This is a genomic window from Sessilibacter sp. MAH1 (assembly GCF_054658315.1).
In genome coordinates this window covers 182,499-204,024 of sequence record NZ_BAAGIC010000003.1, presented here as the reverse complement: position 1 = coordinate 204,024, position 21,526 = coordinate 182,499, and the positions used below count along the sequence as shown (strand labels likewise).

20 protein-coding genes are annotated in these 21,526 nt (G+C 40.8%); 5 read left to right on the top strand and 15 right to left on the bottom strand.

Annotated features, from left to right (window positions below; all coding sequences use genetic code 11):
* From ACYQ28_RS04335 to ACYQ28_RS04325, 3 genes are read left to right on the top strand one after another with little or no spacing between them, the layout of a single operon-like run.
* Positions 1 to 789 carry a lipoate--protein ligase family protein gene (locus ACYQ28_RS04335; protein WP_460048313.1) on the top strand — a complete coding sequence of 263 codons (789 nt, stop codon included), beginning with the start codon at positions 1 to 3 and terminating at the stop codon, positions 787 to 789.
* 57 nt (positions 790 to 846) lie between these two features.
* Positions 847 to 1,428 carry a gluconate 2-dehydrogenase subunit 3 family protein gene (locus ACYQ28_RS04330; RefSeq protein WP_460048315.1) on the top strand — a complete coding sequence of 194 codons (582 nt, stop codon included), beginning with the start codon at positions 847 to 849 and terminating at the stop codon, positions 1,426 to 1,428.
* Between the two features lie 26 nt (positions 1,429 to 1,454).
* Positions 1,455 to 3,035: a GMC family oxidoreductase gene (locus ACYQ28_RS04325; protein ID WP_460048316.1), complete on the top strand. Its 1,581-nt coding sequence runs from the start codon at positions 1,455 to 1,457 to the stop codon at positions 3,033 to 3,035.
* Positions 3,036 to 3,309: 274 nt separating this feature from the next.
* Here ACYQ28_RS04325 and ACYQ28_RS04320 read toward each other — a convergent pair whose 3' ends face one another.
* Both ACYQ28_RS04320 and ACYQ28_RS04315 read right to left on the bottom strand, forming a co-directional pair.
* The gene (locus ACYQ28_RS04320; protein ID WP_460048318.1) at positions 3,310 to 4,590 is read right to left on the bottom strand and encodes a HupE/UreJ family protein; all 1,281 of its coding nucleotides are present in this window, start codon (positions 4,588 to 4,590) and stop codon (positions 3,310 to 3,312) included.
* A 113-nt stretch (positions 4,591 to 4,703) separates the two neighbouring features.
* Positions 4,704 to 5,285 carry a VOC family protein gene (locus tag ACYQ28_RS04315; RefSeq protein WP_460048320.1) on the bottom strand — a complete coding sequence of 194 codons (582 nt, stop codon included), beginning with the start codon at positions 5,283 to 5,285 and terminating at the stop codon, positions 4,704 to 4,706.
* 619 nt (positions 5,286 to 5,904) lie between these two features.
* On the opposite strand from ACYQ28_RS04315, the gene ACYQ28_RS04310 reads away from it, so the two are divergent.
* Positions 5,905 to 7,098, top strand: coding sequence for a porin (locus ACYQ28_RS04310; RefSeq protein ID WP_460048321.1), 1,194 nt, complete (start codon positions 5,905 to 5,907; stop codon positions 7,096 to 7,098).
* 255 nt (positions 7,099 to 7,353) lie between these two features.
* On the opposite strand, the gene ACYQ28_RS04305 is transcribed toward ACYQ28_RS04310, so the two are convergent.
* The 7 genes from ACYQ28_RS04305 to ACYQ28_RS04275 form a co-directional block, all read right to left on the bottom strand.
* On the bottom strand, positions 7,354 to 7,830 hold the full coding sequence (locus ACYQ28_RS04305) for an NYN domain-containing protein (RefSeq protein WP_460048322.1): 477 nt from the start codon (positions 7,828 to 7,830) through the stop codon (positions 7,354 to 7,356).
* Positions 7,831 to 8,597: 767 nt separating this feature from the next.
* Positions 8,598 to 10,013, bottom strand: a complete 1,416-nt coding sequence (sbcB, locus tag ACYQ28_RS04300) for an exodeoxyribonuclease I (RefSeq protein ID WP_460048323.1) — start codon at positions 10,011 to 10,013, stop codon at positions 8,598 to 8,600.
* Between the two features lie 169 nt (positions 10,014 to 10,182).
* Positions 10,183 to 10,512, bottom strand: a complete 330-nt coding sequence (locus ACYQ28_RS04295) for a hypothetical protein (RefSeq protein WP_460048325.1) — start codon at positions 10,510 to 10,512, stop codon at positions 10,183 to 10,185.
* 17 nt (positions 10,513 to 10,529) lie between these two features.
* Positions 10,530 to 10,850, bottom strand: a complete 321-nt coding sequence (locus ACYQ28_RS04290) for a heavy metal-binding domain-containing protein (RefSeq protein WP_460048326.1) — start codon at positions 10,848 to 10,850, stop codon at positions 10,530 to 10,532.
* A 271-nt stretch (positions 10,851 to 11,121) separates the two neighbouring features.
* A complete protein-coding gene (locus ACYQ28_RS04285; RefSeq protein ID WP_460048328.1) occupies positions 11,122 to 11,430 on the bottom strand; it encodes a 4a-hydroxytetrahydrobiopterin dehydratase in 309 nt (102 codons plus the stop codon).
* 87 nt (positions 11,431 to 11,517) lie between these two features.
* Positions 11,518 to 13,035, bottom strand: a complete 1,518-nt coding sequence (locus tag ACYQ28_RS04280) for a fumarate hydratase (protein ID WP_460048330.1) — start codon at positions 13,033 to 13,035, stop codon at positions 11,518 to 11,520.
* A gap of 782 nt (positions 13,036 to 13,817) precedes the next feature.
* The gene (locus ACYQ28_RS04275; RefSeq protein WP_460048331.1) at positions 13,818 to 14,228 is read right to left on the bottom strand and encodes a DUF805 domain-containing protein; all 411 of its coding nucleotides are present in this window, start codon (positions 14,226 to 14,228) and stop codon (positions 13,818 to 13,820) included.
* 672 nt (positions 14,229 to 14,900) lie between these two features.
* Here ACYQ28_RS04275 and ACYQ28_RS04270 point away from each other — a divergent pair.
* Positions 14,901 to 15,110: a hypothetical protein gene (locus ACYQ28_RS04270; protein ID WP_460048332.1), complete on the top strand. Its 210-nt coding sequence runs from the start codon at positions 14,901 to 14,903 to the stop codon at positions 15,108 to 15,110.
* A 238-nt stretch (positions 15,111 to 15,348) separates the two neighbouring features.
* On the opposite strand, the gene ACYQ28_RS04265 is transcribed toward ACYQ28_RS04270, so the two are convergent.
* The 6 genes from ACYQ28_RS04265 to ACYQ28_RS04240 form a co-directional block, all read right to left on the bottom strand.
* Positions 15,349 to 15,693: a YciI family protein gene (locus ACYQ28_RS04265; protein WP_460048334.1), complete on the bottom strand. Its 345-nt coding sequence runs from the start codon at positions 15,691 to 15,693 to the stop codon at positions 15,349 to 15,351.
* Between the two features lie 43 nt (positions 15,694 to 15,736).
* Positions 15,737 to 16,183 (bottom strand): hypothetical protein, encoded by a 447-nt coding sequence (locus ACYQ28_RS04260; protein WP_460048335.1) that lies wholly within the window; start codon positions 16,181 to 16,183, stop codon positions 15,737 to 15,739.
* Positions 16,184 to 16,605: 422 nt separating this feature from the next.
* Positions 16,606 to 17,445 carry a hypothetical protein gene (locus ACYQ28_RS04255; protein WP_460048336.1) on the bottom strand — a complete coding sequence of 280 codons (840 nt, stop codon included), beginning with the start codon at positions 17,443 to 17,445 and terminating at the stop codon, positions 16,606 to 16,608.
* 809 nt (positions 17,446 to 18,254) lie between these two features.
* The gene (groL, locus tag ACYQ28_RS04250) at positions 18,255 to 19,907 is read right to left on the bottom strand and encodes a chaperonin GroEL (protein ID WP_460048338.1); all 1,653 of its coding nucleotides are present in this window, start codon (positions 19,905 to 19,907) and stop codon (positions 18,255 to 18,257) included.
* Positions 19,908 to 19,961: 54 nt separating this feature from the next.
* Positions 19,962 to 20,252, bottom strand: coding sequence for a co-chaperone GroES (locus ACYQ28_RS04245; protein WP_460048339.1), 291 nt, complete (start codon positions 20,250 to 20,252; stop codon positions 19,962 to 19,964).
* 169 nt (positions 20,253 to 20,421) lie between these two features.
* On the bottom strand, positions 20,422 to 20,898 hold the full coding sequence (locus ACYQ28_RS04240) for an FxsA family protein (protein WP_460048341.1): 477 nt from the start codon (positions 20,896 to 20,898) through the stop codon (positions 20,422 to 20,424).
* Between the last annotated feature and the right edge of the window lie 628 nt (positions 20,899 to 21,526).

The window sequence follows — 21,526 nt, the reverse complement described above, 5'->3', positions numbered from 1 at the left end:
ATGAAGCAAACACAGTTTTCAACAGCCAAATTGAAAGAAGGTGTAAGCGACATTCCTATTTTGAACGCAAAAATAGGTTTAGATTTAGAATTAAATTTATTGCAATCGGTGGTTGACGGCGAAACACATGCCGATTTTTTAATTTGGCGTTGCGAGCAGTCTTTGGTAGTTCCAAAAAGTTTTTCTCATAAAGCCAACTTTAAGTTAACGCAAAAATACTTTAATTATATTGGTTGGCCTATTGTATTACGAGAGACCGGTGGCGATTTAACACCGCAATATCCCGGAATGCTCAATGTGGCGATTGTTTTTCGAAGTGCCAAAAAAGCGGTATCGATTCGCGACAGTTATTTAGAAATTTGCCAACCTATTATTCATGTATTATCACGCCTAGGAATTAATGCGAGCTACGGTTCGATAAACGGAGCCTTTTGTAACGGTGATTACAATGTCACTGTTAATAACAAAAAAATTGCTGGTACTGCACAACGTTGGCGACAAATAAAATCCGTAGATAGCGTTAACCAAGACGTAGCAATTTTAGTACAAGCCGCTATTTTAACCGAAGGCCCTTTAACATACCTTTGGCAAATTTGTAATGAATTTTATCAACGCAATGACATCAACTATTTTATTGAGGAGGACAAACACATAGCACTGGATGAAATCCTTAAAGAGTCGGGTATCGCTCTTACAAAAAAAATAGAACCTCAAATAATAGATTCTATGGAAGATTGGTTAGACAGCTACAAACAAAACACTTCTACAACATTAAATAATAATCATTAGACATTCATAATAAAAACCCATATTCCAGTTATCTCGGAAATATGGGAGGAGTTCAACATGAATAACAATAATAATGTTAAATCTTCAGATCCAAACGCTACATCAAATAACACTGCTTCAAACAGTCCTACATCGCTATCACGCCGTCAATTTTTAAATAAAGCCGGCATTACCACGGTCGGAATCGGTTTAGCCAGCTCTGGTTTATTTTCCGCAAATACTTGGGCAGCAAAAGCCGTTGGTAAAAAAGCCAGTGCAACACTGCATCGAATGGCTCGCGATATCTACCCACACGATGAGCTAGACGATAAATACTACAGCCAAGTCATGCTGCCATTAGCCGACAAAGCCGATAATGATCCACAATTAAAAGAGAAGCTTCTCGAAGGTGTTAACACCTTAGATCAACTCAGCCAAAAATATTTTGGCAAAGACTTTGTGGATATTAAATCTGAAGCCGATCGCGTGAAAGTGCTGCGTGCGATCGAAAACAGCGGCTTTTTCCAAACCATTAAAGGCAATTTAATGATGGGAATTTATAACAATCCAGAATTGTGGCAACACTTTGGCTATGGCGGCTCTGCGTGGGAACAAGGTGGTTACATTCGCCGCGGCTATAACGACATCGACTGGCTTTAAAGAAGAGACCAACGGAGTACATAATAATGACAACAAAATTTGACCTCAACGACGATAGCCTTGTAGTAATTATTGGTTCGGGTGCCGGCGGTGGTACACTCGCAAATGAGCTCGCGCAAAAAGGCATACGCTCGGTGGTACTTGAAGCGGGGAAACGCTTTACTCTTGCCGATATCGAAAACGACGAATGGCGCATGTTCGATAAAATTTCGTGGCTGGATAAACGCATTGTCGATGGTCCGTCACGTCTTGCTTCCGATTTTCCAAATCTACCTGCGTGGATTGTTAAAGGCGTTGGCGGTGCCACCATGCACTGGGCCGGTGTTGCCATGCGATTTCAAGAACACGAATTTAAAATGAAATCCACATTAGGTACCGTGCCTGGTGCTAATGTTTTGGATTGGCCCATTAGCCTAAAAGAAATGGCGCCGTACTACGAAAAAGCCGAAAAGAAAATGGGTGTTTGCGGCACAGAAGCGACAGGAATGCCATTTCACGGTGAAAGTAATCATTACAAGGTTGTCGCAGCCGGTGCGAAAAAAATAGGCGCCCACTGTGAGCAAGCAACCTTAGCAATTAATACTGAGGCCCGCGACGGCCGTCCGTCATGCCAAGTCAATGGCTTTTGTATGCAAGGCTGCAAAATCGGCGCGAAATGGTCCACCATGTACACCGAAATTCCGCGGGCTGAAGCCACCGGAAACATGGAATTACGCCCAAATTCGATGGTATTAAAAATAGAACACGATAAAAACGGAAAAATCACCGGTGTTCTTTATGCCGATGAAAAAGGCGCTCAACATTTTCAAAAAGCTCGCCTAGTAGCCGTTGCCGGTAACTCTATTGAATCACCACGCATGTTGCTAAATTCTGCATCAAATTTGTTTCCAGACGGCCTAGCAAACTCGTCCGGTCAAGTAGGACAAAACTATATGACCCACGTTACTGGAGGCGTGTATGCAGAATTCGAAAAACCCGTACATATGTACAAAAGTACGGTGGTGCCCGGTATCGTTAAAGAGTGGCAAGACCATGATGCCTCACGTGGTCATCTCGCCGGTTATGAATTAGAAATTCTCCATTTAGGTTTGCCGTTTATGTCGGCGTTTTTAAATCCGGGAAAAAGCGGTTGGGGTCGAGAAGTATCCAGCTCATTAGCAAATTATGACAATATGGCAGGCTTTTGGATTTGCGGTGAAGATATGGCGGTTGAGTCGAACAATATTACCCTGCATCCGACCGAAAAAGATCAATATGGCTTACCCGTACCCGTGGTTTATAAAACCGATCATATTAATGATACTCGTATGCGTAACCATGCATACGCACGCTCTAAAGAATTATTTGAATCCATAGGCGCATTAAAAGTCAATAATTTACCGCCCTATCCAGCGAGTCATAACATGGGCACTAATCGCATGAGTGAAAAAGCTCGCGACGGTGTAGTAAACCGCTGGGGTCAAAGTCATGACATTAAAAATTTATTCGTATCCGACGGTAGCCAATTTACTTCCGCCGGTACCGAAAACCCTACCCTCACCATTGTTGCTCTTGCCATTCGTCAAGCGGAATACATCGCAAAACAAATGGCGCAAAAAGAGCTTTAAGCTGCCGAAACTGCGTTTCACAGTTGTTGCTTTGCGGGCATTTGCCCGCCTTTTTTTAACGTATTTATAATGATGCTTGATAAAGACTGCTGGAACCTCTGATTAACACATCCATGATTTAATCAGAAGACAGAAATTGATAATGCGATTTTCAATTTTTTCAAAATTTCAATCACTTACTGCTCTTGAAATTGGCGACACATCCTTGCGCCACCGGAAACTCTAGGTTAATCAGAGTTTCGTGTTATAAAAAGTATTAAACTATGCAACGCTCTTATAATACAAACTCAGAGGTTTCGAAAAGTCGCAAAACCAACCAATATCCCGATATAAAAACGCAGGGAATCACCATTGCTTTTCGGGCAAGCAAAGTATTGACCGTACAATATTTTTGCATTAAATACAGCAACGGGAACGCGACGAGATAAATTAAAACCTGACCTACTTCAATTCCTAAATTAATGCCAAATAAATTAAAATAATCAATGGATTGCTGTTGAAAAATCCCTTCTTTTAAGACAAATGAAAAACCAAAACCGTGCACTAAACCCAGTACAAAACAGACTTTTAAATTAAATCTTGATGATTGGTTCAATAAAATAAAAACACCCGCAAGCAGAATAGAAGCCGCAATTAACGATTCAATCAACGGAATAAACCAATCAACAGCGGGTACAACACCAAATACCCCCATGGTTAGAGTAATACTGTGACCAATGGTAAATAGGGTTGCACGTTGAATAACTTGCTTTACAGAAACCGAAACCAACACCAATAAAATTACAAATAATAAATGGTCCCAACCCAGCACAATATGTTCTATACCGTGATACACGGCAGTAGCAATTTTGTCTACAATAGGTCTTTCGAAATGATAACTTTCGCTCAGCAAACCAAGATTATGCTGTGTGTCGATTATTTGCGTGTCGCCTGCTGAGTCTCGCTCGTAGAAAGAAACATGATTAAACAAGCGATTTTCGATACCAAGATCCTTCCCTTGTTGGCTTTCAATAATAAAATCTTGCCTTGCATTAACACTGTTTATTTCAAAATAAACGTCAACAACGGCATCGAATACTTCTTTGTCGTCGGCAAATGTAATGTTATTACGACCATCAAATGCCGATGTTGCGGACTCAAACGTAGAGAACCCTCGATTATAGTGTTCAGAATGAACACTAATCTCTTTAACATAAGGCTTCAAATCGGTACCCGAAATTGTATTTATTGAATACGCCTCAAGTACAAACTCCGTAAACTCACCCCAATGGGAATCGATAGTGTCGTTATCCAAATAATACCGCCATTGACTATCAACCAGTTTGGATTCCGTCCAAGGCAATGCTTCACCACTGTCTATACCGCCCCATTGAGGGTGAATAATCAGTAAAGGTAGAGGAATGCGTGCGTACACCTGAACCGATTGAGAAGGGTTGAATACCACGTGAAAACTGCGATTAACAATGGGATTAAAGTGTGCGAAAGAGTTTAGCGAAAAAAGGAGTAAAAAAAGAAAAGTAGTAAGGCCAATTAAACCTGTGTTGTTTTTATTCATTGTATCGACCGTTATAATGCAATAATGAATACAAAAGCACGAGCCTTGAGCCCATGCTTTGTCGATAGAAACCGCTGATTAACTCGTTTTTGATTTAATCAGCGTTTTAAAGATTATTGTCTTGGGTCCCACAGTCTGCGATTGGTCGATTGTTCGTATGCTTGCCCCTCTGGGTAAGAGACTATTTCTAGCTGCTGTCCCCAAGGCGTTAAGAAATACACCCAAGTTAAACCCTTCATTCCGGTATCGGTAAATAAGTGCGGCTCACCCAAAATTCTCACACCTTTACTTTTTAAGTATTTAACAGCGTCATCCATGTCTTCAACATAGAACGCGATATGGTTACCACCTAAATCGCTGTTTTTAACAAATTCTTTTTTCTGATCGGGTGATTGATATTCAAAGATTTCGAAATTGGTACCGTTGGCGCAACGAACCATCTGCGCTACTTTGATAACCGCTTTTTTATTGACATTTAAATTTTCGGTCATCCAATTATCGGAAAACGGCCCAAAAGGTCCAATGGTATGAAAGGCCTCACAGCCAATTACATCAACAAAAAAGGTTACTGCCTCATCAACACTCGGAACAGTAAAGCCGATATGCTGAACACCTTTCATACCTGGCATGGCAGCTTGGGCTAATAGCGGCGTCGCGCACAATAAAACGAGAACATAGTGTTTGATACGATTCATGAAGATCATTCCTTATTCTTATTTTTAATTAATTACCATTGAAATAAAGATCGATTTGGAAATCTTTTTTATTTCATAAAATTCATGGCAATTTCTCTGCCACAACATTTAAACAAATAACCCGCTAAGAACAACTAAATACGTTCATTTAGGACCGCGAATATCGAATGAATCAAATCTGTTATTGCTGGTTGCGACACAGTGTCTTACACATTGATCGTACCCGTTATAATTATGCGACAGTCTGTCGCTCATCGTTGCAGACACCTTCGAATCTATAGAAACGCCCGATTCACTCCGCCTGATTTAGTCAGTGTTTTTATAAGAACCTCTCGGTTATCAGCGCTTTTTATCGATTTTTTACAAAAAATAATGATCATTTTGGCTGGTATAGAAGTTGCGATTTAAATAACTGTGTTGCACACAGCCACCCTGGGCTAGCGTAAATTTCTATCCGATTTTTTCTACGGCTCAAAAAGATCGTTATCCATTTCAATAAACCATTGAAACGGTAAAAATCAAAAAACCACATAATTCAATGTTTATTTTCTGATAAATACGTGCACTCACAAATCAGAAATTTCTCTAATTAAAACAATAAAAATAAGGTATGCATAAAATGAGATTAAAAAATACCAGCGCTGCTATTCTTTCATTAATGACTTACCTCACGGTTAGCGCACCTAGCCACGCCATCTCTTTCAGTGAAGGTGGATGGAATGTGGATATCTCGGGATCAGTTGGCGGTTATTACACGCAAACAAACTGTAATTTTAAGCCTGACTCCGCACAGTGGAGTACGTTTTCCGCTTGTAAATTTGCAGTCAATAATGATGATACCGCCTCCGTTCAAAATGGATTCTTACCCGGCTGGTTAAATACCATTGTCACTCACACTACAGACTCCGGAATGAAATTAACTGCGCATTTTGGTTTTGCACCGGGTACATCAAATCCATCAAGCTTTGGTGGCCGCATCGCGGGTGCTCAAAACGTGGGCGATGTTCGTAATGTGTATTTAAAAGTCGAAGACGATTGGGGATCGGTATTGCTTGGTCGGGATGCGGCATTATTTGGATTACACGCGACACTTTCAGATATTACCGTGCCTGGAGTCGGTACGCAGGCAGAGGCCGCCGGTGCACTTAACACTACCTTTGGTGCTGTGGCGGCAGGCTATACCTATTTCAGTTTTCAACCACAAATTACCTACGCAACACCAGTTGTAAACGGCTTTCAAGCCAAATTTGGTGTTATTCAACCGGTAGATATTCAGCCTGATCCAATCAATACCGGCGGTCCTATTTATAACGTTCACGACACGCCCATGTTCCAGGGTTTATTAACCTACGATTTTGCCGGAGGCAGTAAATTGTGGACATCTTTCGTGCAACAAGATGCGCGTCGTTCCGATACCGATGAAGAGATTTCGGCAGAAGGTTTTGAAATTGGTGGCAGACTGGTTTTAGGTAAGTTTACCGCCAACGCGTCTACTTTTATTGGTGACGCTTTGGGTGATGGTATTTTGTTTGTTGGCGCCACAGACAGTGAAGGCAACGAATACGAAACGGAAGGTTATTTATTAAATGCTGGTTATCAATTTGGTAAAACCCGATTATCGGTGCAATATGGAGTGACCGAAAATAAAGACCTTGCCGGTGCAGAAAATGAAGCATCATCGATTGTTCTGGTACGCGACATAACACCGGGCTTGCAATTTATTGCCGAATATACCCAGCATACAACGTCGCAAGATGGATTTTCTGATGCCGAAGCAAGTACCGTTGCTGCGGGTGCCTTATTGTCTTTTTAGGTAGAAGAAACTCTGATTAACCTAGAGTTTCTCGCGACACAAGGATGTGTTGCCAATTTCAAGAACTGTAGGTGATTGAAATTGTGAAGAAATTGAAAATCGCATTTTCAATTTCTGTCCTCTGATTAAATCATGGATGAGTTAATCAGAGTTTCCTAGAAACAATTAAAAAAAACTCTGATGCATTTCAGAGGTTTTTGAAACAGCCATAAATAAGAGAAATTCAAGAAGACTAAAACGGTTAAATTACGATTTTCAATTCATAAGAAGTTTTTCATTGATGGGTTCGTACACCGAAGCCGCGTTCATTAATGACGAGGCTGTTAATTGTGGAACACCATATACTTTGACGATTTTATTTTTCTTATTTTTAACGCGATCTACCAGCAAATCGAAATCGCCGTCACCGGAGACCAATATAACGATATCAACACTGTCTGAGACGTCCATGACATCCAGGGTAATGCCTACGTCCCAATCGCCTTTCGCTGAACCATCTGATCGCTGAATATAAGGTTTTAACTTCACTTCAAAACCGATAGCTCGCAGAATATTTTGAAATTCTTCTTGTTTACGATCACCACGATCAATCGCATAAGCGTAGGCTTTTACAACCTCGCCAAGTTGTGAAATTTCTGACCAAAACTCGTTGTAATTGAAATTCCTTTTATACGCTTGCTTAACCGTGTAATAAACGTTCTGAACATCAACAAATACTGCCACTTTTTTCATGGATTAACCTTAATTATATTTATAATTCCCAGAGCTTCTTCAAAAACCACAGTGTTACACGATATCTGTAGGAATTTTCAATCACTATACATCACAGACTAAAATAGTTTGAATTTTTTTCTTCTATGAGAATACTCTAATCTCACCAATACAATGACGCTAATAGGTAGGAAAATACGATTGAACCGTCATTCATAAATTCATCTGATAGGTAACAATAGTCACTGAGGCTTATATAAAATCACCAACTAGGCCTCTACTGAAGCATGCCATTAGATACTTCATAATTTAATCGGCGCACAGGCTTTGAAAATACAATGTTCAACTTCTTCACAATGTCAATCAGTTACCGTTCTTGAAAGTGAGGTCATATTACTGCAGCACCAGAAACTCTCAGTTAAGCATCGATTTCTATAGTAACTAGTTAAGACACTATAAGACCAAGATTAAGTAACAATTAAGGCGATAGAAATGAAATAAAGATGGCGCTATTGCCAGTGACTAAGCTTAGGCGAGTGGTTAGATAATTGCGGCTAAATGACGACACACGCTATTTTAACATCTGATAACCCAGCGATAAAAAAATAATTTTGCGATATTCACAACCATTTTTTAAAAAATGCGTGTGTTTACCGGTCATCTACAGCCTTTAATCCAACATATAGAATACTTTTCGCGACAGAAAACATTTGTTTTATAAAGCAATATAACTCCCTAAACAGGGTTTTAATATTTAAGACGTTCGCTTTTATAAAACTGGTTTCTTGCTATAAAATCATATCTGCGTAATTTGATAGGTCTTCTAACAGCTGTATTTTTTGAGCAGATAACTGACCAGATTCTTGTAAGGTAAACACTTTTTCGTGAAATTCATCCAGGGTTAAACAACCTGGCTGTGGCTCGGTAAGTTTTTGTACTCGATAGCTGTGCCACAATTCTTGCTCTTCATAACTTAAGGTTTCTGGAAAATTGCGCGCGCGATAACGCAATAACATATCGTTTAAGCGTTTGTCTTCAAAGGCGATAAGCGTGCTGGCTAACTCGCTACCAGACGCCTTTCTGACCTGTTCGCATTTACTTTTGTCGCTATTGCCGATAAAACCATCGTATAAAGACTGTTCCGCTTCTATCGATTTATTAAACGGATTAGCACTAAACACATCATTGAGTTTTTTCGTTAAGGTATGCCCTTTTAGTTTTCGCCAATTTTCGCGGCAAAAATCTAAATCAATATTTAATCGTTGCGCAGCAGATTCATCAAGCAATTTAGGCGTTGCTAAAACCGGGCTTTTATTTAAATGCACTTCTTTTAACGCGATACGCGTTTCGCCCTCTGCTAAATCGGCGGTGGGTGTGTAGAGTTTTTCTAAAATAACGTCTGCGGATAATTTCAGTAACGAATCTGGATTATGAGCAAGATCGTAACAAATAACCGAGTTTTTATTTTTAGGATGCATTGCTAAAGGAACAATAAGACTCGCACAACCATGAACCGCCGGGAAGCGTGACGAAACATGCAATAACGGTTTGGTATTGACGACATCGATTAATTCGAACGCTTTACGCTTGTCGCGAAGCTCGAACAGATAATCAAACAGTTTAGGTTGTTTGGTTTTAATTAATTTGGCTAAAGCAATAGTTGCGTACACATCCGATAACGCATCATGTGCGGCATCGTGAATTAAATTATTGGCAGCAGATAAATTTTCTAATTTAAAACTGACGACACCCTCTACCGTTGGCCATTCAATACCTTCTGGACGTATGGCATAACATAAGCGCACCATATCAATGATGTCCCAGCGGCTATTGCCATTTTTCCATTCGCGCTCATAGGGGTCGTAAAAATTACGCCATAAACTGTAACGCGTAACTTCGTCATCAAACCGAATGCTGTTGTACCCAACGCCACAGGTGTTTGGTGCCGACAATTGTTGATGAACTTGCGAGACAAACTCTCGCTCATCAAGACCTTTTTCCAAAGCCATCAACGGATTAATACCCGTAATTAAACACGCTTCTGGATGCGGTAAAAAATCCGGCGTTGGTTTGCATAAAATATTAATCGGATCATCGATAATATTTAAATCGAGATCGGTACGAATACCTGCAAACTGAACAGGACGGTCCTTCGAAGGGGTTGCACCCCAGGTTTCGTAGTCGTGCCAAAAAAAACTGCTCAAAATAAACCTTTTTGAATATCATTAAATACAATTAATGTAGCAATGTTTATATGCTGCCTATCAATTGGAAACTCTGATTAACCGAGAGTTTCCAGAGACACAACCATGTGTCGTCAAATTTAGTGTCGTCAATTTTAATCATTGAAGAGCTAATCACAGGTTCCAAGAGCTATACTTCTTCAACCATTTTCACAATGGTTTTTTTAAGATAAACCTTTTTACCGTCTTTCTTTTTTAAAACAAGCATACCTTCATAACCGCCCAGTGTAAAAACGCCATCACTGCCGTTCACTTCGCCAACAAATTCAACTTGTTCAAAATTTTTACCATCGGTTAAATAAACATTATAGCGTTTATGAACGGTAATATAGTCCTCAGTAACAGGTAAAGATTGTTTCCGTACTTTAGCCTCCTTTCGAGAAGATATTTTTGCGGAAACGTATCCGTAAATCACCATTAAAATGATTATAGAAACAATTACTGCCCAAACCTGCGACATAGAGAAATCCATTCTGTTTAGCGATACCGAACGGCTGTACCACTGACACTCACCATCATCATGCCACCTTTTTCGCCAATGACTTCGTAATCGATGTCGATACCAACAATGCCATTGGCGCCTAATCTCATGGCTTGCTCTTCCATTTCGTGAAAGGCAATTTGTCGAGCTTTACCCATTTCTTTTTCATAGGCACCAGCGCGACCGCCGACAATATCGCGAATTGCGCCGAATAAATCTTTAAAGATATTAGCGCCTAAAATAGCTTCACCGACAACAACACCGAGATATTCCGTAATTTGATGACCGTCAATATTAGAAGTGGTTGTTTTTAACATTTTGCTCTCCAAAATTTATTGAAATGATTACGAGAAACTCTGATTAAACGAGAGTTTCTAGCGATACAAGAATGTGTCGCCAATTTCAAGAATTGTGAGTAATTGAAATTGTGAAGAACCTCGAAATCACATGTTCAATGTCTGCGCTCTGATCGAATCATGGATGAGTTAATCAGAGATTCTTACAATTCATAAACGAAGAATATATTCAATGGATTTATGCCATGATTATTGTCAGGCGCAAGTCTTTATTTTAGAAATCTGAAAATGGTTACGCCGTCATCAATTGCTGGTCAGTTTTGGACGCCATATCAATATCACGTTGCGTTAAACCCGCCACCGAATGCGTCCACCAAATAACGGTTAAGCTACCCCACTCTACAATCAGTTTTGGATGATGATCAAAAGCATCAGCCAAATTGGCAAGTATCTGCGCGGCCGCGGTTGCACCTTGAAAATCACTGAACGAATACTGCTTAACTAGCTGAGAAACCTTATCTTTTGTCTCAAGATTCCAGCCAGACAGTAACTGTAATTGCTGCTGAATTTGTTGTTCGGTCAATAGCGGATTATCGCCCATGTGAGCCTCCCATAACATTTACGATTAAAAGCAATTTTCACATACAAAAAAGGCCGGAGATCTCCGGCCTTTTCACACGACGGCTGCTTATTTAACTTCAATAATGCCTTCTTCGATTTTTGCTTTCCAGATTTTTGGACCCGTTTGGTGAACAGACTCACCTTTGCTGTCTACGGCAACGGTAACGGGCATATCTTCTACTTCAAACTCGTAGATAGCTTCCATACCTAGGTCTTCAAAGGCAAGCACTTTTGCCGCTTTAATCGCCTTAGATACCAAGTAGGCAGAACCACCAACAGCCATCAAGTACACCGCTTTGTTGTCTTTGATCGCTTCGATAGCCGCAGGACCACGCTCTGCTTTACCCACCATGCCAGCAAGGCCGGTTTTTTCAAGCATAGTACGAGTGAACTTGTCCATACGAGTGGCCGTCGTTGGGCCAGCAGGGCCAACAACTTCGTTACCAACTGGATCAACAGGGCCTACGTAGTAAATCATGCGGTTAGTGAAATCAACCGGTAACTCTTCGCCTTTGGCAATCATATCAACCATGCGCTTATGAGCAGCATCACGGCCGGTTAACAACTTACCAGACAACAATACGGTTTCACCGGGTTGCCATTCTGCCACGTCTTCTTTGGTTAGCTCATCAAGATTAACACGGCGTGCAGAACCTACTTCCCAAGTGATTTCTGGCCAATCGTCTAGGCTTGGTGGAGTTTGCAGTGATGGGCCTGAGCCATCTAGGGTGAACTTCACCAAACGCGTAGCAGCACAGTTTGGAATAACTGCAACTGGCTTGTTGGCAGCATGAGTCGGGCAATCTTTTACTTTAACATCTAAAACGGTGGTTAAACCGCCAAGACCTTGGGCACCAATACCCAACTTGTTGACCTTATCCATGATCTCTAAACGCAATTCTTCAGCACGGCTAGAGGCGCCGCGCTCTTGCAAGTCTTGAATATCAATTGGATCAAGCAGTGCTTCTTTAGCCATAGCCATGGCTTTATCGGCGGTACCGCCAATACCAATGCCCAAAATACCAGGAGGACACCAGCCAGCGCCCATGGTTGGCAATACGCTCAGAATCCAATCCACAACAGAGTCAGACGGGTTCAACATGGCAAACTTGGTTTTGGCTTCACTGCCACCACCTTTTGCTACCACATGAACGTCAACTTTATCGCCCGGAACGAGCTTATAGGTGATCATGGCAGGAGTGTTATCGCCGGTGTTTTTACGCGCGCCATCTGGATCAGCCAGAACAGAAGCACGAAGCTTGTTGTCTGGGTGGTTGTATGCGCGGCGAACACCTTCGTTAACCATATCTTCAATTGAACAATCGGCGTCCCATTGTACGTTCATACCGATCTTCATAATCACACTAACGATACCAGTGTCCTGACAAATAGGACGATGCCCCTCTGCACACATACGCGAATTGATTAGAATTTGCGCCATTGCGTCTTTAGCCGCTGGGTTTGCTTCGCGCTCGTAAGCTTGATGAACCGCTTGGATAAAGTCTTTGGGGTGATAGTAAGAGATAAACTGGAGGGCGTCGGCGATGCTGTCGATAAGGTCTTGTTGACGGATTATAGTGGTCATTGCGCACTTCTCTTTATCGGCTAGTTTTGGTTGATTTGGGCGCAATTCTACAACATTCAAACGGGTATTTCTCCTGTGTGAGTGTGTAGCCACTTAAACTTTGGTCGAGCTAATCTAAAGCTCAGATTTTATTCAATTCGCCTTCAAAGTTTGACTAAACTGCTCTCGCAGCCAGTTTTCATAAACTTCACCGTATTTAACATCAGCTCTTGCAATGTTCATACAAGGCAACCAAAAGCTTCCCTCATAAGCAGCAGACACTGATAACACCTATCAACAGAGATTAATAACTCATCGAACCAATTGCCGTAAATTTGCTAATTAAAACCAGCGAACAGCTTTTCTAGCGATACAAAGATATGTCATTAAATACAAGAACCAAAAAAGATGGGAATCGTTAAAACCTAGGGAAGTGTTAAAGCGTAGGGAAGTGTTGAAACGCGGTAAGCTGCATTATCAACTTATGCTCTGGGTTGAACGTGATAAAACCAAAGAGACAATTACCACTGCATAAATTGAAATGAGAAAAGAAAGAATGATGATTAAATCTGAGTCGGTTACCCAATTAATCGCTGTTATTAAGGAAACTCTGATTAACCTAGAGTTTCTCGCAACACAGGGATGTGTCGCCAATTTCAAGAACATTAAGTGATTGAAGTTGTGAAGAAATTGGAAATCGCATTGTCAATTTCTGTACTCTGATTAAATCATGGATGAGTTAATCAGAGGTTCCTTAACTTAATAACAGCGATCTAAATGAACTAACCCGAAATGGATGTTAATTATATACTTGGAGGACCGTATTTATTTACACCTTCGGTGCCTTGCAAACAACCATTCTCGACAAATGCCCAAATACCACCAATTACCGGAATCAAGTTAATAAGAATCCACCAACCAGATTTGTCTCGATCATGCCATCTCTTAACTTGCACAACAAAAGAAATCCAGATTATTGGTATATATAGAATAATTGTTATCACCCCAATCAAAGACTCATTCAAACCTAGAACAACGGAGATAAAACCAAACAATATTGCAAAAATAATTATACCTAAAAACACTAACCAATATGTTTTTCTAGTTGTTCTGCCTTTTGGAGAAAAAAGAACCTGAGCCAATGTTGGCTTAATTAATTCACCCGAATCAGCCGATAATTCGGAATTTGGAGCGGAGTAAACATTATCGGTCATAAAATATCCTTTTTTAATTTAACGAGATAATTACATCAAAACTGTTACAAAGACGAAGTATAAATCGAGAAGTACTGCAATAGATACAACTTCAATTTAATGAGTGGTAAATAAAACCAAAAACTATCATTTTCGGGACGTATAAACAACAAAACAAATCAAACCAACTGGTGTTTTATTTGCGATACAAAGTATAAAAAACAAAATTTATTAGAATCCAACACAAGCATGAATTATTAATCTCTAATAAAGCATACTTACTTAAAACTTTAGTTTACTCATTAGTTTTTCAACTCAAAAAATTAGTGATAAACGCACATCAAAAAGCTCAGAAGGCTTTAGTCAAAATTAATCTATTCAAAGTTAATATTGAAAACATCTTGACTAGACATTCAAACTCATAGACATTTCATATGTGTTCCCATTCATTCAAAGTTTAAGCACCTCTTTCTATTTGTAACCACTTCCACCCGTGCATCTATAAAACCGGCGAAAATCTACCCTCTTCATGCGTGCAATCATGAACTTATACGCCCGAGAAATAATCATTCTAAATAAATTACATTCGCCACTAAAAGAAGAACTGTGGGCACACCACAAAGAGTAGGTAATGCATATCAGCAGAGCTAGAACAGCATCAATTAGACAACCTATAACCGTAGGAACACCACCATGGAATACACAAAAGCTTTAATAAATTTAATTCAAAAAGCTAGAAAAACTGTACTTACAGAGTTAAAACAAAAAATAAAACTTGCCGAACCTAATATATTGTCAGAACTTGAATCTATTTATAAGTTGTCTGGCGATGAAAAATTCAAAGCCATTGCTCAAGAAATATTCGCGCACGCAGATAAAAGTTGGAAAAAAGATAGAGCCTGATAATTACAGTAAGCCAGACGTTACAAACGCCAGCCAAACCAAAAAAATCAAAGTAAACAGGAGTCATTGCCACGTGTTACTAACTCTTTGATTAAAGGTGATCTTGCTTCCATATTACAGCGAGTGGACTAATTTCTAAGACTGTAATTGATCCGGTATTTTAGACTATGGAAGTAGATATAGCGTCAAAAAAACGTAGCAAACATTTTAAAAACTTATTATCTGAAACTGCAATTGATTAACCATAAAAGGGACGAATTTCTACAGAGGCACGGCACGCCATGGCAGCTTTTCGAGCCCATTCCTGAGCGGATTTAAGATCAGGGCACTCTAACACCCACAAGCCATCTATAAACTCAGAAGCTTTGATATAGGACTCTTCAGATTCGGTAATTACATTGTTTGTATCATATTTAAAAGATTTTGCGTATTCAATTGGCATCAAACCGCCTACAAAAACCTGAACCCCCGACGCTATCATTTCTGAATTTAAAGCATCTATGGCCTTCATCATGGCTTGATCCACAACGACATTTGCATCAAAGCCAATGTCTCGAAAAACTGTTATTAAGAATTTAGCCATATTTTCACCTCCATTACAGAGTCATCCAGAAGTAATCTGCTCATCATTTTAGAATTTCTACGACTGCGCCGTAAAAGATAATAATAAAACCCAATATCTCAACAATTACCAGTAAAATCATGTAAGTCTTGAATAAAGTCACCGGAATAGAAAACATTCCTATATTAAAAGGCGGTTTAAATTGATTAGTAGTATCTTTTAAAAGTCCATGCAGTAAATAAAAGAGAATTGCTGAAGCGAAGAACAGTAATATCGAAAGCGACGAAATCAGTTCTAACCAGTTGGGTAGCTGACTGATTTTAAGAAATTGTAAAATTAATAGTGCAGCGAATGAGTAAAGCAGCGAAGCTCTATGACTGATATCAACATAAGGATGAGCTCTAGCATTTTTGGTTTGCATCATTTGCTGATACTTCCATACTCCGGTAAGCAACCCGATTAAAAAGAAGATTCCGGCAAAGATTATTGTTATTTTTTCGGCAGTGTTCATAAATCACCTTATAATTTTATCGATCACACAAGCTTCGTCACAGCGATCATTTATTTTTATGGTAGTGAATGCTAGCAAAATTGGACGACTTTAAAATCAATTACAGATGTAATCTTATTTAAGGAAACTCTGATTAACCTAGAGTTTCTCGCGACACAAGGAAGTGTCGCCAATTTCAAGAACTGTAAGTGATTGAAATTGTGAAGAAATTGGAAATCGCATTTTCAATTTCTGTCCTCTGATTAAATCATGGATGAGTTAATCAGAGGTTCCTTAAGTGTGATTGTGATTAGATTTTTTGAATGGTGTTTTCGGTAGGTCTAAAAGCAGCGTGTAAATGGGTAGGCCAACACGCTGCTTTTTCAGTAAGGTGAAGCAGACTCAATTGTCAGTTATATTTTTAATACACAAAAATATTTGTCTTATGGCGTAGAGACTTTTTGTTGAAGCTCCAACAACTGTCTATTGATATTAAGTCTGTAGGCATCAATGGCATCGATGGCTTCTTCGTTACTAATCACTCGCGTACTTAGCTGATCTAATGCAGCAAGTTTAGTTTCTAGCGTTTTCACTTGATTACGAAGTGCATCTAAGCCAGCTGTATTTTGTAGTTTCGCAGCCAAAGTATTTTGCTGAGTCGTTAACGATGCCAATTCTTTCTCGATGAGAGCAACCTTTTCGGTTTGCGAAATTTGCTGGCGAGCGAGTTGATCTTCTAATTTTTTAGACGCTTGAGCACTTGCAGATTTGGCGCCGGCAATTGCTTTAGTATTCTCTGCGATGGCATCTTTGTTGACGTTTCGGGTATCCCAAAGTTTACGAATTTCAGATTCTGAAGCACGAATATCTTCAACCGCTTTCTTTAAGTTCGCTTGCAAAGCAGTAACCGATTGGGTGGATTCATCATCAGAAAGCTCTAGACGTTGCTCTAGGCCTGTGATGCGGGATTCTGCTGCCTTCATTTGTTCATCAAATTGCGCTTGCGCTTGGGTTAGCATCCAAAATGCGAAGCCCGCTAAACCTAGCCCTAAAAAGCCGACAAATAACGAAAACCCTGCTAGCGGTGAATTAGATTTTACAACCGTTGGTGGCGCTCGGTGAGTAGCGGCATGACTTGCGGTTTGATTAGAACTCGGTTGTCTTGGGGCGCTACCTGGCGCAGGCGGCACAGCTTTGCGCGTCGCGGAAGCTCGGGGTTCATCGTCCAAGGTAGTTGTTAAGTCGGAGGATGATAATGTGGGTTCCTTTCTTGAGTGCACCATAATTCTTCTAACATTGTGTGGTTATGAAAAAGACTGTTGTCGCCGGTTATTTGGATACAATCTTACTGTGATTTAACAAACCTGTGTTGATTATTACAAAAGATTTGCGTCACGAGCCTTCAGACAATCAACGAACGACATTTTGCCAATATAGGAAACTCTGATTATCCTAAAGTTTCTCGCGACACAAGAATGTATCGCCAATTTCAAGAACGGTAAGTGATTGAAATTGTGAAGAAATTGGATATCGTATTTTCAATTTCTGCTCTCTGATTAACTCATGGATGAGTGAATCTGAGGTGACTATAGTAACGATGTCTGACTTAAAAATCTTCGTTGTGTTCACATCTGAATCGGTAAATAAGCACTGCAATACCGATTTTTACTGCGCCAAAACAATCGTCATAGTTGTGGTTGTCGCTGCAATTAACAGAATTTAGATAGGTAAGAATAGGTTTGTGATGATGGTCATCACAACGAGGTGAGCGTATCGATTAAGACCAAACTCTTTCGAGTTTTTAGAAATGCACACTGTAGGAAACTCTGTTAACTCAGAATTTCCAGTGCTATTACGATGTTTCGCCAATCTCAAGAACGGTAAGTGATTGAAATTGTGAAAAATTGGGGATCGTATTGCCAACCTCTGCCCTCAGATTAAATCAGGGATGAGTTAATCAAAGGTCTCTGTAGAAGCAATGTCGTAAAAACAATGTTGTAAAAACAACGTCGCAAAAAACAATGCTGTAGAAACAATAAAGGCCCGCATTAAGCGAGCCTTTATCTAGAATAAGCTTTTTAGGAGCCGGGGCTTACATCATGCCGCCCATGCCACCCATTCCGCCCATGCCGCCCATGCCGCCCATACCAGCGTCAGCACCTTCAGCTTTAGGAGCATCAGCAATCATGGCTTCGGTGGTGATCATCAAGCCAGCGATAGAACCCGCTGCTTGAAGTGCAGTACGAGTTACTTTTGCTGGGTCAAGAATACCCATTTCTAACATATCGCCGTATTGACCAGTGCCTGCGTTGAAGCCGAAGTTACCTTCGCCATTACGTACGTTGTTAGCAACAACAGACGCTTCTTCACCAGCGTTAGCAACGATTTGACGAAGTGGAGCTTCCATGGCACGACGAGCAATCGCAATACCAGCGGTTTGTTCTTCGTTGTCGCCTTCAAGGTCAGCAATTGCCGCAACGGCACGAATTAACGCGGTACCGCCGCCAGGAACAACACCTTCTTCAACCGCTGCACGAGTAGCGTGAAGTGCGTCTTCTACGCGAGCTTTCTTCTCTTTCATTTCAACTTCGGTAGCAGCACCAACTTTAATTACTGCTACACCGCCTGCTAACTTAGCAACACGTTCTTGAAGTTTTTCACGATCGTAATCAGAAGAAGTTTCTTCGATTTGAGCACGAATTTGGGCAACGCGTGCTTGAATTTCTGCAGCATCACCAGCACCGTCGACGATTACGGTGGTTTCTTTGTTCATGGTTACGCGCTTAGCGGTACCTAGGTGCTCAAGAGTAGCACTGTCTAGGTCTAGACCCACTTCTTCAGAAATCACGGTAGCGCCAGTTAGGGTTGCGATGTCTTGCAACATGGCTTTACGACGATCACCAAAGCCAGGCGCTTTACACGCTGCGACTTTAACAATACCGCGCATGTTGTTAACAACCAACGTTGCCAAGGCTTCGCCTTCTACGTCTTCAGCGATGATAACAAGTGGCTTGTTCGCTTTTGCAACGGCTTCTAGAACTGGAAGAAGTTCGCGAATGTTTGATACTTTTTTGTCAACTAAAAGCAATAATGGGCTTTCAGTTTCAACGGTCATGTTTTCTTGGTTGGTAATGAAGTAAGGAGAAAGGTAACCGCGGTCGAACTGCATACCTTCTACTACGTCGAGTTCGTTCTCTAAACCAGAACCTTCTTCTACGGTGATAACACCTTCTTTACCCACTTTTTCCATCGCTTCTGCGATAACGTTACCAATGTTTGAATCGCTGTTAGCAGAAATAGTACCTACTTGGGCGATAGACTTGGAATCTGCACAAGGTTGAGCGATTGAACGGATGTGTTCAACAGCAGCGGCAACCGCTTTGTCGATACCGCGCTTAAGATCCATTGGATTCATACCAGCAGCAACAGATTTTAAGCCTTCGTTAACGATTGCTTGAGCCAATACTGTTGCAGTAGTGGTACCGTCACCGGCGTCATCAGAAGCTTTAGAAGCAACTTCTTTCACCATTTGTGCGCCCATGTTTTCGAACTTGTCTGCAAGCTCGATTTCTTTAGCAACAGACACACCGTCTTTGGTTACAGTTGGTGCACCGAAAGATTTTTCCAGTACAACGTTACGGCCTTTAGGGCCAAGGGTGGTTTTAACTGCGTCAGCAAGAATATTTACACCCGCAAGCATTTTTACGCGAGCGTCATCACCAAATTTAACTTCTTTAGCGGCCATTATTACTTTCCTTCTAGATTCTTATTCAAATTCAAACGTGTCGTTTGTAAGCGATTAAACCAAAACCGCTTTGATGTCAGATTCAGTCAAAATAAGTAGCTCTTCGCCATCTACTTCGATGGTGTCGCTACCGGCGTACTTGCCAAATACCACGATGTCGCCAACTTTAACGTCAACTGGACGAACTTCGCCGTTGTCCAAGATGCGACCGTTACCCACTGCCAAAACTTCGCCTTGATTTGGCTTATCAGTCGCCGAACCTGGCAAAACGATACCAGAAGCAGTAGTTTTTTCTTCTTCCTTGCGGCGAACCACAACACGGTCGTGTAAAGGACGGATATTCATGTTTGATGTCTCCTGAAAGTGTTCATAGCAACCCGCTCTTGCGGATTGCCAAAGTCTTGGTGTTTCGGTTATGTAATTCGCAATTACATGAGCCTTAAATACTTAAGTCTCAAGGCCTGCAATCTTAGTGGTTGTGGAGATGGGGCTTTGAAAATCGATTTCAACACCTTCATGGCAAAAATTTTTGATTTTTTTTCTCGGCCGTATCGTTTTCAGAAGTAGAAGAAGTGAACTCACCGTCGTAGGTGCTTCCGGCGCGGTATTGCGATCTAAAACGAGAACTCATAAAGGTGTAACCCTGGGTGTTTTTCAAAAATCGTTTGGCAAAAGCCGCTCGAAATGGCGGTATTAACAACAAAAGCCCAATAAAGTCAGAGACAAATCCCGGCAACAACAGGAATATACCGGCCACAAACAAGGCAACACCCTCTAGCATTTCTTGGGCTGGTGAATCACCGTGAGTCATTTTCTCTTGGGCTCGCGCTAAGGTTTGAAGACCTTGACGCTTAACCAGGGCAATACCCAATGCAGCGGTCACCAGAGTGGCAACGACAGTGGTAAATGCCCCAATCTGTCCTCCAACCTGCACTAACACCCATAATTCGGTAAAGAATGCCCCAACTATGAAAATTAATAATAAAGGCATTGGCTACTCCCAAGATTATTGTGTGTGAAATCGATTAAAACCATTACTGGAGCACATTCTGATTACTCCAACCTACCGAGCAGCGCAGAAATATATTGCCTTTTTCGACCATCATAAGTTGTTGATATCACTTAAAAACCGGAATTTACACGTTCAACGTTTACCCACCGATCTAAAACAAAAAACTGATCAGAGGCTGCGAACCCTGCTATTGATCGCAAATTCAATTCCGTCGAAATATATTTAGCATCGCTTGTGGCAGTCTCAATATATGAGGGCATCGGCTGGGTATTCAATGGCAACGCGAAACAGTTCTTGTATTGCACGGATCTTACGAAAAGCTGCTCGGTGAATATGGAATAATGACAAGTGACAACTCCGTAAATACCGTTCGACCCTCACTACTATAACGGATTAACGATACATTCAGATTCAGATTAAAATGAGCCTTTGAATTTCGGCATGATTTAAGGAATTTATCGACACCGGTGACTATTCGAGCGATATAGAATAGTGGAGTTATTTCACACCAATTTGAACGCACCAGCTGATCGCTAAATGCCTATTTACCAACGTTTATTTTGAAAGTGATTGAATGAATCAAACATCGAATACGGTGGTAATAAAT